Below are 12,361 nucleotides of genomic sequence, written 5' to 3'. Positions count from 1 at the left end.
TGCGATTTAGCATGTTATTAAGGTTGATGATGGAACAGGAACATAAGGGCATAGCTACGCCGGTGCGTACTGGCCGCTGCTGCTTATTCACTGTCGGTAAAAGCTTTGAATGTTAAGCTGTCGTTGATTTTGGCTGACTTATTTCTTTTTTCATAACTAAAAAAAATACGCGTGGTTTTTACGGACTTACTGTTATTGTTTTATCGTTGATGTTGAAATGAATACTACCTGTTAATTCCAGTTGTTGCAAAATATCTTTCAGGCTGTCGTGCCGGGAAAAGGTACCGGCGAAAGCTTTGTTTGTCAGCTCGCCTTCATAAACAAACTGTACATCGTACCAGCGGGCCAGTTCGCGCATAATACTTTTGATGTTGCCATTAAATTCGAAGCGGCCTTCCTTCCAGGCGATAGCTGCATCTACATCGGCGTTGCTGATGCTGATACCATTATGTTCGCGGTTTACGAGTGCCTGCTGGCCTGGTTTCATTTGCCGTACCGTGTTTCCGCTGATGATATTTACGGCTCCTTCCAGCAGGGAGGTGCAGATATTTTGTTCTTCTTCATATGCCATCACATTAAAATGGGTACCGAGTACCGCTATTTTCATGGTGTTGGCTTTTACAATAAAAGGCTGACTGGCCTGTTGCGCTATTTCAAAATATACTTCTCCCTGGATGGTTACTTCGCGGGTGCTGTCGGTGAATGCGGTGGGGAAACGGATGGAGGAAGCGGCATTGAGCCATGCTTTGGTACCGTCGGGTAATACCAGCTGGTAGGTACCACCTTTATTGGTATAAAGCGTATTGATGGTGGGGGTGATAGAATTGTTGCTGTTATATGAAAGCGTGTTGCCTTTACGGGCAACGGATACGCCGGTTTGTACATCTACTTCCGCATCTTTATGTTGTTCCAGGTCGATCACTGCGCCATCGCCGCGTACCAGGCGGGCGTGTTCTTCTTTACGGGCGGGGGCGTGGTTGCTGGCCACGGGCCTGTTAACGGCGCTGGTTTTTACATATAATTTATAGCCTGCCAGCGCGAGTACGCCGAGTACACAGGCTGCTATGGCTGCGCGTTTCCATACCGGCATAACGCGGATAGGCGCAGGCTGTGGTTCGCTGTTTTTTGTTTCCATGATCTGTTGCAGCATGTTGGCAGCGGTGTCGTCCGGCATGGCGCCGGCGTCGTCATCTGCGTGCAGCAGCAGTTCGTCGAGCAGGTGTTTCAGTTCTTCGTCATGTGTTGACTGTTCCATCAGGAGCATAAACTCCTGTTGTTCTTCCGGGGTGCATTGCCGGGTGTAGTAACGATCAAACAGGTATCTGAATCGGGATACTGTCATGAATAGCGATTTGATTAAGGAGACTATAAAAAGAAGCACATGGGTTAGTGCCCGGGGAAATTTTTTTTAACTGCACATCCATAACAGGATCAGGAATGTGTTGAGGTCCATGCGGGTGAGGCAAAAGGCGCGGATAGAGCGCATGGCGTTGGCCAGGTGTACTTTAATGGTTTCGGGGCTCAGCTGGAGGCGGTCGGCGATTTCATTTCTTTTCAGTCCTTCTTCCTTGCTGAGTTTATAGATCAGTTCCTGCTGGGGCGGCAGCTGGGCAATAGCATGCTGGAGGATCTGTTCATATTCCTTGTGGATGATGTGGGCATCCCTTACTTCCTGCACCATGGTGGCCGACAGTTCTGATTCCATGAGTTGTTCACGGGCCAGCAGCTTCAGCGAGGTAAAAATATGATTGCGGGTAGTAGTAAAGAGGTATGCTTTGAAGTGACTGATTTCATGGAGTTCATAGCGCTTCAGCCACATCTTCATAAAAACATCCTGTACAATATCCTCGGCCTGTGAGGCAGAGTTGAGCAGGCGGAAAGCAATAGCGTATATGCGGTGACGGTAGTGATGGAATACCCCCGCAAAGGCATGATCGTTGCCTTGAGCGAGGCTCAACAAAAGCTCTCTTTCATTGTAGGTGTTAATTTCCATACGTGGTTACAAGTACACCCAAATTACTTGATTTACAGATAGCTTGTTAACCGTAAATTCGCCGCGATTAATAGTATTTTAGCTTTTAGTAAATGCAGCGAGGGGCATGGTCTACCATATTTACCAAAAATGCGCTTACCTGCTGCATACCTCCCGGTCACCGCCTGCTATTCCTAAATGATTTAAATTAGCGGTTTAATATTATATAAGGACGATTAAATGTGACCCGGATTTATGGAAATAGCAAACGAAGCAACATACCAGGCTGCCGCGAAGGTGGCCGGAACAATAGAAGCACATTTTAAGAAACATCTCTGCGCTGCGAAAGAGAACGGGGAGGATGATCTCGCCACGGTGCCGGCTGCCCGGCAGGTGGAAAAGATTATTGACGTAGCCTTTTGGGCCAGCCTCCGCAAGGAAGAAGGGAATGCCATCCGGATTTCCCTGGCGTTTTTGCCTCCTGTACAGGCGGGCAAGCCCCTGCTTTTTGAAAAACCCCTGCTGCTTACGCCGCAGCTGCTCACCAAACTGGCGCCGGGTGTGGAACGCCCCGGTATTCATATTGGTGTATGGCCTGTGGGCGACGAGCTGTATGTATGGGGCACTACTATAAAATTACCCAACCTCTGCTTTGTACTGGACGTATCGGAGCCGGGACTGCTGGTGGTAAAACACCGCCGCGCAGCCGGCTTGGGTAAATTCACCAATGTGGCTATGCTCCGCGGCGACCAGGTAAAGGTGGTGAATGAAGACAGTGGAATGTTGCCTGATAGTCCGCCGATCCTGAAATCCCTGCTGGGGTTAACGCCTTCCTGTTTGTGGAACAACAGCGTAAACGTATTGATACAAATAGCCGTGTCTATGCGGGCGCATAAGCGGGGTGGTATTTTACTGGTAACACCCTCCAACAGCGACGCCTGGCGCGAATCCATTATTCACCCGCTTCAATATCCCATCAACCCGGCCTTTTCCGGGGTGGCGGACCTGTTGCGGTATGATGGCAAAAGCGTAACCGAAATTTTCTGGCAGAATGCGCTCCGCCGCGAAGTGGAGAACATTACCGGGCTTACTGCCGTAGATGGCGCTACTATTGTAAACGATCAGCAGGAGTTGCTGGCTTTTGGCGCGAAGATCACCCGCGCCAAAGATGCGTGGCCGATTGATAAAGTATTGCTGGCCGAGCCGATAGAAGGCGGCGTGCCTACGCTGATCCATCCGTCTGCCATCGGGGGAACGCGGCATTTATCTGCTGCCCAGTTTGTGCACGACCAGCACGATTCGCAGGCGCTGGTAGCTTCGCAGGATGGGTACTTTACTATATTTTCCTGGTCCAATCACCAGCAGCTGGTACAGGCGCACCGGATCGATATCCTGCTGATATAACGGCGCTATTCCTTACTTTGCAGCCTCTTTATGCACAGATACTTCATTATTAACAAGCCTTTTGATATGGTGTCGCAGTTTGTCAGCTCTCACGATGTGAGGTTGCTGGGGGAGCTGCCGTTTGAGTTCCCGGAAGGGACGCATGCTATTGGCCGGCTGGACAATCATTCCGAAGGGTTGCTGATATTAACCACCAATAAAAAGGTGACGCGGTTGCTGTTCCAGGGGAAGATGCCGCATGAGAGAACGTATCTCGTAAAAGTAAAAGGAGAGATGAGCGAAGCCACCCTGCAGCGTTTGAAAGAGGGCGTGCCTATTTGCGTGGGCGAAGGCGAAGAATATATTACCACGCCGTGCCGGGTGGAGATAGTGGAGCGCCCGGATGGATTGTTTGATCATCCGCGGGAGCTGCCTTTTAAAGTGCCGCATACCTGGCTGCTGATCACCTTAACTGAAGGGAAATTCCACCAGGTGCGTAAAATGGTAGGGGCGGTGAGTCACCGTTGCCAGCGGCTGATCCGCGTGTCTATCGAAAACCTGTTACTGGGGGATCTGCAACCCGGCGAAGTAAGGGAACTGCCCGAAGAAGAGTTTTTTCACCTGTTGAAAATAACGGATTACAGCGATTAGCATCCGCAGCGGATTAATATAGCTGCATGATAAGCGAAGATCCCATTAGTTTACTGCAACGTTTCTTATTAGGTTTGCCGTTTGGACATCATGCTTTAACGAGATTTTTTATGAAGAAGATTTTCTTGCTTGCAGGGGCTTTGTGTTTACTGATGCAGGCTACCTTCGCGCAATCTGAGCGCTATCCCTTAATTCCTTATCCGCAGCAACTGGAGGCCAGGACGGGCTCATTTGTAATTACGCCTGCTACCAGACTGGTGTTGCCGGCTAACCGGACCGCCTTTACTACCGAAACGGCGCAACTGCAATCGTTGTTGACCCAGGCATTGGGTAAGCCATTACGCGTGACAAAGAAAGCCGTGAAAGGCGCCATTGTGCTGCAACAGAACACCGCGCTGGCAGGAGCGGAAGACTATACGATGGACGTAACCGCGCAACAGTTGCTGATCACCGCCGGCACACCGGCAGGATTTTTCCGCGCTATTCAAACATTACGGCAGCTGATGCCGGCTGCTGTAGAAACAGCACCTGCGTTAAAAAGTATCGCCATTCCGGCCATGCTCCTGAAAGATCATCCGGCCTACGGCTGGCGTGGTATGCACCTGGATGTATCCCGTCATTTCTTCTCGGTTGATTATCTCAAAAAATTCATCGACTTACTGGCATTATATAAAATGAATAAGCTGCACCTGCACCTGACCGATGATCAGGGCTGGCGCATAGAAATAAAAAAGTACCCGTTGCTTACCTCACAGGGCGCCTGGAGAGAGTTTAACAACCAGGATTCTGTTTGTATGAAGATGGCTGTCAGCAATCCTGACATGGCTATTGATACGCAGCACATCATTCATAAAGATGGTAAAACGCTGTATGGCGGCTTTTATACGCAGGAACAGATGAAGGGTATTATCCGCTACGCGGCCGACAGGCAGGTGGAAATTATTCCTGAAATAGACATGCCGGGTCATATGATGGCGGCTATCAGGGCGTATCCATTTCTTGCCTGCAGCGGTGAAATTGGCTGGGGTAAGACTTTCTCCACGCCGATTTGTCCGTGTAACGAATCTACTTTTGCTTTTGCGGAAGATGTGTTTACAGAAATTGCCGCATTGTTTCCTTCCAAATATATTCACCTCGGTGCGGATGAAGTAGAGAAAACCAGCTGGGCGGCCTCTCCGCTGTGTGCCGAAGTGATGAAGGCCAATAACCTGAAAACGGTAGAAGAGCTGCAGAGTTATTTTGTAAAACGGATGGAGAAATTTTTCCACTCGAAAGGCAAGGTGCTGATTGGCTGGGATGAGATATTGGAAGGAGGTATCAGTCCTACGGCGGTGCTGATGTACTGGCGCGCCTGGGTGCCTGATGCTCCTGTAAAGGCAGCGCGGCATGGCAACGCAGTGATCATGACGCCAGGCAACCCGCTGTATTTTGATGCTGTTCCGGATCGTAACTCCATTTATAATGTATATCATTTTCAGCCGGTGCCCAAAGGCTTAACAGCCGATGAAGCGAAGCACATTATGGGTGCGCAGGCAAACATCTGGACAGAATACATTCCTTCGGAGAAGCGCGCCGACTATATGTTTATGCCGCGCATGACCGCATTGGCCGAAGTGTTGTGGACCAACCGCAACAATTACGACAGCTACCTGCTACGCCTGAACGAACAATACAAACGCCTGGATTTGCTGGGTGTACATTACCGCTTACCTGACCTGGATGGTTTTACAGAAGATAATGTGTTTGTAGACCAGGTGACGCTGGAGGTAAAGAAGCCACTAACGGACATGGCTATCCGTTATACAACGGATGGTACTATTCCGGGTGAGCAGGCAGCCGTGTTACCGGACAACTATGTTATCCGTGAGCCGCAAACCATAAAGCTGGCGGCTTTCAGTCCGGCGGGCAACCGGGGCGATATTTACACCCTTCGTTACCGCAAAGAAGCCTACCGCAAAGCTACCGTGGTGAAAGATGCGCGGCAGGGTTTAAAGCTGGATTATTTTGAGGGCGCCTATAAAAGCGCTACCAAAATCAAGGAGCAGGCCGACAGCTCCATCCGTGTGAACAACGTTATCATTCCGGAAGGCATGGGTAAAGGCGGTGGTCCGTTTGGCGCAAGGGTGTATGGTTATATCAATGTGCCGGCTACCGGCATCTACAGCTTTTACCTCACCGCAGATGATGGCGCCATATTATATATTGACGACCAGGAAGTGGTGAATAACGATGGCTGGCATGCGCCGTTGCAGAAAAGCGGGCAGGTAGCGTTGGAGAAAGGCTGGCATCCCATTAAAGCAGCGTTTGTAGAAGGCGGAGGCGGATACACGCTGAAGCTGGAATACAGCGTAAATGGCAGCAAGCTGCAACCCGTGCCGGACAGCTGGCTGGGAGCAGGGTTATAAAAAAGAGGTGTTTAAAAAATAAAGGAAGCGGGTAGCGGTAAGCTATCCGCTTCTTTACTTTTTGGGAAGTGGATTTTTTTGTTATTTTTGATACCATCTATGCGTATTATAAAAATATTCCTGTTCCTGTTAATCCTCGGTCAACCGGCATTTGCAACAGATGCTGCGCTGGCGAAGATCCTGGCCTCCCTTAGTTCTGAGCAAAGAACGTTGTTGTATCAATATGGCACCTTAAACACCTGGGCAAGTGCTGCGGAAGCAGACAGCTTCTGGCGTGTGCACCAACCGGCGTTGAGCGCTATTACCCCAGAGCAGGGTAAGCTGCTGGCAACAGAGTTGTTGAATAATACAGAGCTTACCTATACTATTAAGAAGCCTTCGCGGCTGCAGGCGCTCCGGGGCGTGTTTACCGCTTCCCGGCTGTTGCTGGGACTGGCCGCACTGGTAGCTGCTTTTGCGGCAGTGCAGCTGATTGGCCGGTATTTGCCGGGCGCCTGGCAATGGCTGGTCAGGCATTTTTATCCGTTGTTCCGGCGGTTATTTTCGCCGCAGATGCTTAGCTGGGAGTTGCTGATAGTAGCGCTGGCGGGTATTTACTGGGGGCCTTTGATCCCGGAACTGATTATCCGTACCGTTGTGATTCACGTGGGGTTGGTGCTGTTGTGGACGCAACTAACGGCTATCCTTACACGCCGGTATTTTGCGAAGCAGTACACGCATATTATCCTGCAGAGTTTTGATCATTACAACACGCCGTTGCAGGCTTTTTTATATGTATCTGTGCCGGCGCTTCTTACATCCGGTGCAGTGTTGTGGGTGATGCAGGTGTGCGCGGATGTGTGGTATCCGTATGAAGTGATAGTGCCTGCTATGGTGGGCGTATTTACATTGCCGCCTTTACGGAGCATGGAAAAGGCATTAAGCCGTTTACTGTTTCCTTTTTCCTATGAGCGGCTGCGACCCAAAGATCAACGTGCCGCCTCTTATGTGCTTATTTCCCTGCTGGTGTGGGTGGTGTTGTTATTGGCGCCGGTATTGCTGAAAGAGGCATTGCTGATGCTGACCGTTTTCCTGACGGGGGCGTTGCTGTTTATCTCCATAGCAGATGTAATTCACAGCGGTGGTAAAAACTATATCTGGCTGCAATTGGTTACACTGGGCTTTCTTTTTGCGGTGGTAGTGATGGGATCACAACTGGGGATACTTTTACTTACCTGGACAGGCATGGGCGGACTGCTGGTGTATTTGCTGATCAAGTACTGGGAACTGCCGGTGGTGTTGGGTTGGAGCTGGAAGAATAAGAAGGCGTGGGGCGCGTTAGGTATGGCGGTGCTGATATGGGGGATTGCCACATTGATCCGTTCCCGTCCGGAATGGTTTGCGTTCTTCCACTAATATTTAGTGAAGAATTTGATGCAAAAGTGTATTTTTGCGCTCCTTACATGCACGGCATTTAATTAATTTAAGATACGCGCAGATCCGAAAACGTACTGACAAGGCTTCTCAGGGCCTCCAAGGCGGGAGTAGGGTTTGCGCTTTTTTATTTTCTTTCCTCCGGAGATATTTTACTCGACAGCTGCTACTAATCACGTTTATGGGACCGGGACGTTTTTTTATGAACGGTTATGATTCCCCCGGAAAATGTAATACATTTAATAATTGTATTTAATACGCTTAATCGATTTATCAAATCCCGTTATGGTGAGAACACTTGCATTTTTAGCCCTGCTGGGCATTGGCGGCAGCGCTGTAGCACAACAAAAGGCTCCGTCTTATCCTTTGATCACGCATGATCCTTACTTCAGTATCTGGTCGGCCACCGATGAATTGAATGGCAGCACCACCAAACACTGGACCGGCGCGGCTCAGTCGCTGACCGGGTTTGTAAAGGTGGATGGCATAACTTACCGGGTGCTGGGGCAAAACGAACAGAGCTACCAGGCCATAGCCGCTACCAGCGATGAAGCGCCTTACCAGGTGAAGTACACCGAAACCGCCCCTGCAGAAGGCTGGATGCAAAACTCCTTTGACGACAAAGCCTGGAAATCAGGGAAAGCGCCATTTGGCGATAACGTAGCCTCCGGCGGTACCCATTGGGAAAGCCGCGAGCTGTGGACCAGGAGAACATTCGATGCCGGCGACCTGTCGGCCGCAGAGTTATTCCTGAAAATCTCTCATGATGATAATATTACTGTATACCTCAACGGAGAAGAAATTTACGGGCATAAAGGCTGGCTGAATCAATACATCTATAAACCAATACCAGATGCCGTAAAAAGTAAGTTGAAGGCGAAAGGCAACGTACTGGCCATACATATCCTGAACACTGCCGGCGGCGCCTTCCTGGATGCAGGCATTGCGCGTTTGGTGCCTCCTCCGGGCAACAAAGGTATAGAGAAAGGGATACAGACAGCGGTGAACATTAACGCTACACAAACCAGCTACCAGTTCACCTGCGGCAAAGCAGATGTAACCCTCACCTTTACCTCTCCCTTGCTGATGGACGACCTGATGCTGCTGTCGAGGCCCATCTCTTATATTTCTTATAAAGTAAGCTCCAACGACAACGCCGCTCACAAAGTGCAGGTGTACTTTGGCGCCTCTACTAACATCAGCGTAAACGTGCCCGCACAGGCTGTAACCACCTCTAAATATACCAACGGCCAGCTCTCCGTTTTAAAAGCCGGCACCAAAGAACAGCCCATGCTGAAAAAGAAAGGCGACGACCTGCGGATAGACTGGGGTTACATGTACATTGCCACTCCAACCGCCACCCGCCCGGTGCAATATGTAAGCAACGCCGGTGATGCGATGGCCGCATTTGCCAACGGTACCACCGCCAGCACCAAACTGGATAAGCAACTGGTGCTTAGCACCGCTGTGGATCTGGGCACCGTAAACGCCACGCCTAAAGAACAGCTGTTCCTGCTCGGCTACGATGACCTCTACGCTTTACAGTATTTCAATACCAACCTGAAAGCATGGTGGAAAAATGATGCCACCCAAACCATCGATAAACAACTGAATGCCGCCTATACCGATTACGCTTCCATCCTCAGCAAATGCGCGAAATTCAATGCGCAGCTGCATAAAGATGCCGTAAGCGCCGGCGGCGAAACGTACGCAAAACTCTGCGAACTGGCCTACAGACAAGCTATTTCCGCACACAAACTGGCTAAGAGTCCGCAGGGAGAAATCCTTTTCCTTTCCAAAGAAAACTTCAGCAACGGCTGTATTAATACGGTAGATGTTACCTACCCATCTGCCCCGCTGTTCCTGCTCTACAACCCGGACCTGCTGAAAGGAATGATGAACGGCATCTTCTATTTCTCTGAAAGCGGCAAATTCACCGAGCCTTACGCCGCGCACGACCTGGGCACCTATCCACTCGCCAACGGACAAGTCTACGGTGAAGGCATGCCGGTAGAAGAATCCGGTAACATGCTGGTGCTGGCAGGCGCCATCGCCCGCGCAGAAGGCAATGCGGACTACGCCAAGAAACACTGGAAAACGCTTACCACCTGGGCGGAATACCTGCTGAAAGAAGGTTTTGATCCCGCTAACCAGCTATGTACCGATGACTTTGCAGGCCACCTCGCCCGCAACACCAATCTTTCCCTGAAAGCGATTGCCGGTATCCGCTCATACGCCATGCTGGCTAAACAACAAGGTCTTACTGACGTAGCCACCAAATACGAAAACGCCGCCAAAGAGATGGCCGCCAACTGGGTGAAGCTCGCTGATGATGGCGATCATTTCAGTCTTGCTTTCGAAAGCAAAAACACCTGGAGCCAGAAGTACAATATGGTATGGGACAAAGTGCTCAACTTTAATTTATTCCCTGCGGCGGTGTACAAAAAGGAAACAGACTTTTACCTGACCAAACAACATAAATTCGGACTACCGCTGGACAGCCGTAAAACCTACACCAAATCAGACTGGATTATGTGGACGGCTGTACTCACGGATAACTCTTCCGACTTTGACGCGCTGGTAGCACCTTTATATACCTATGTAACGGGCACGACTACACGGGTACCACTGAGCGACTGGCATGAAACTACCAATGGGAAGATGGTGGGATTTCAGGCAAGGAGTGTAGTAGGAGGGTATTTTATGAAGATGCTGGATGCGAAGTTTAATCCTGCTGCTGTTTCTGTTTCTTCGAAATGATTTGCTTTGCGCCCTTTCTGCGTTGTGTAGAAAGGGCTTCATTTCAATTGATGTGGATAAATTATTCAAAATGAGTTTGGAAGTAATTTAGAAATTCCTATCTTTGCACTCCGTTAAACAAAAAAAGAAGATTCCCTAGCTCAGTTGGTAGAGCAATACACTTTTAATGTATGGGTCTTGGGTTCGAGTCCCAAGGGGATCACAACAAGAATATCAAAGACAATTAAAGCCGCTTAAATCTTAGGATTTACGCGGCTTTTCTGTTTTTGGTCTACAAAGGTTTATCATTCAAAACGAAGGTAAATGGTAACATAAAAGGTTACACCTGCAATACTTAAATTTAGTGTAACCTTTCTCTCTGTAATGCTTCACTGATCAGGGTTTTAGGACTTCAAACCAAAACAATTAACACCAAACAACACCAAATCAACAGGGCCGGCTTACACTTCCCGGAATTGTTACCATCCGTTTGTTTCCGGGTTCTTGCGATGACGATTTCACCCAGCTTCAATTATTTGATGAATTAAAAGGAGGGGAGCGAGGTATGAGCAGTAATCGTTCTGGTCGCAAAAGTGATACCGGTACTTGTATCATAAATGCGATTATGCCGTGTCGCAAAATTGCGACTGGATCGTATCGCAGAAATGCGACTATGCCGTGTCGCAAAAGTGATACTATACCAGTCGCAATTTTGCGACGCTTTATAATAAACAAATAAACAATTATAAACGAGAGAGAGAAAACAGGCTCTCGCTCTCAAAAAAAAATTATAAAGATGAAATTAAAAATCCCCAACTCGATCAGTATACACCCGGCGCGGAAAATGCCGATGCTGCCGGGCGCGTTCTCCCCACCTTGCCCCAGGTGCAGGAATTTTTTAACGCCAACGTTTACCCGTCGTTGGAAGCAGGCAAGTTTTTCCACCACTACCAGGCCAATGGCTGGCGGCAAGCCGGCAGGACGCTGATTACTGACTGGCAGTCTGCTGCCCACAAATGGATACTGAATATTCCTTCTCTAAAAATTGTAACCCATGACCGATACACCAAACAATCAGGCGGGCCAGGAAGGCTCCATGTCAATGAAAACAAAAGCTATTCAGAGCCCTTATGACTACTACCAGTTAATGCAGCAGCTGGAGGAACATGGAAAGAATGTGTATGGCCCGCGATTCAGGATTGATGATATAGACCGGTCGGTAGTGGTGAAACTGCTGGCTTACTTCCTGCAGGACGAGCCCATAGCTACCGCTGAAGGCATAGACCTTCAGAAGGGCATATTGCTTATGGGACCAATCGGGTGCGGAAAAACCTCACTTATGACCCTGATGCGGGCATTGGCGCCGGAATCGTACAGGCCGCAAATTGTTTCCTGTAGGGATGTGAGCTTTGAATTTGGCAAAATTGGCTATGATGCCATTGCCCGGTACAGTAGGAATGCTTTTTTCCCCTACTCCAGTATTCCGAGGGTACATTGCTTTGACGATCTGGGGGTGGAGCAGAATATGAGTTTTTGGGGGAATAGCTGCAACGTGATGGGGGAGATATTGCTTTCACGGTATGACTTGTTGATATCGCACAAGATGGTAACGCACGTGACGACGAATTTGAATAGTGAGGAGTTGGAGGGGATTTATGGGAATAGGTTGAGGAGTAAGATGCGGGCGATGTTCAATTTAATAGCTTTTGAATTGAGTACTTTAGACAAGCTAAGATCTTAAATCGATGGAATATTAAATTAGTAGAATGATAGTTATTATGTAGTTTTTCATATATTT

Annotated in this window: 9 protein-coding genes and 1 tRNA gene; 8 read left to right on the top strand and 2 right to left on the bottom strand. The window is 49.1% G+C overall.

Features of this window, described 5'->3' with window-relative positions; translation table 11 throughout:
* Positions 1-178 precede the first annotated feature (178 nt).
* Both B5Z18_RS25325 and B5Z18_RS25320 read right to left on the bottom strand, forming a co-directional pair.
* Positions 179-1,342 (bottom strand): FecR family protein, encoded by a 1,164-nt coding sequence (locus B5Z18_RS25325; RefSeq protein WP_079472318.1) that lies wholly within the window; start codon positions 1,340-1,342, stop codon positions 179-181.
* A gap of 66 nt (positions 1,343-1,408) precedes the next feature.
* Entirely contained in the window at positions 1,409-1,993 is a 585-nt protein-coding gene (locus B5Z18_RS25320; RefSeq protein ID WP_079472317.1) for an RNA polymerase sigma factor, read from the bottom strand.
* 234 nt (positions 1,994-2,227) lie between these two features.
* Between B5Z18_RS25320 and B5Z18_RS25315 the strand changes: the two genes are divergently transcribed.
* From B5Z18_RS25315 to B5Z18_RS25280, 8 genes are all read left to right on the top strand, one after another.
* Entirely contained in the window at positions 2,228-3,376 is a 1,149-nt protein-coding gene (locus B5Z18_RS25315) for a putative sensor domain DACNV-containing protein (RefSeq protein WP_079472316.1), read from the top strand.
* A gap of 30 nt (positions 3,377-3,406) precedes the next feature.
* Entirely contained in the window at positions 3,407-4,006 is a 600-nt protein-coding gene (locus B5Z18_RS25310; RefSeq protein WP_079472315.1) for a pseudouridine synthase, read from the top strand.
* 110 nt (positions 4,007-4,116) lie between these two features.
* Positions 4,117-6,411, top strand: a complete 2,295-nt coding sequence (locus B5Z18_RS25305) for a family 20 glycosylhydrolase (protein WP_079472313.1) — start codon at positions 4,117-4,119, stop codon at positions 6,409-6,411.
* Positions 6,412-6,510: 99 nt separating this feature from the next.
* Positions 6,511-7,806 carry a hypothetical protein gene (locus B5Z18_RS25300; protein ID WP_079472312.1) on the top strand — a complete coding sequence of 432 codons (1,296 nt, stop codon included), beginning with the start codon at positions 6,511-6,513 and terminating at the stop codon, positions 7,804-7,806.
* Between the two features lie 303 nt (positions 7,807-8,109).
* Positions 8,110-10,584: a glutaminase family protein gene (locus tag B5Z18_RS25295; RefSeq protein ID WP_079472311.1), complete on the top strand. Its 2,475-nt coding sequence runs from the start codon at positions 8,110-8,112 to the stop codon at positions 10,582-10,584.
* Positions 10,585-10,713: 129 nt separating this feature from the next.
* Positions 10,714-10,786, top strand: a tRNA-Lys gene (locus B5Z18_RS25290).
* Positions 10,787-11,359: 573 nt separating this feature from the next.
* Positions 11,360-11,551, top strand: a complete 192-nt coding sequence (locus B5Z18_RS32365; protein ID WP_143313687.1) for a hypothetical protein — start codon at positions 11,360-11,362, stop codon at positions 11,549-11,551.
* A 66-nt stretch (positions 11,552-11,617) separates the two neighbouring features.
* A complete protein-coding gene (locus tag B5Z18_RS25280) occupies positions 11,618-12,304 on the top strand; it encodes a P-loop NTPase family protein (protein WP_200817344.1) in 687 nt (228 codons plus the stop codon).
* Positions 12,305-12,361 lie beyond the last annotated feature (57 nt).

The organism is Chitinophaga ginsengisegetis (genome assembly GCF_900168065.1).
Classification (GTDB): Bacteria; Bacteroidota; Bacteroidia; order Chitinophagales; family Chitinophagaceae; genus Chitinophaga; species Chitinophaga ginsengisegetis.
The sequence above is the reverse complement of the archived record's forward strand: the minus strand, read 5'-3'. Positions and strand labels throughout refer to the sequence as shown.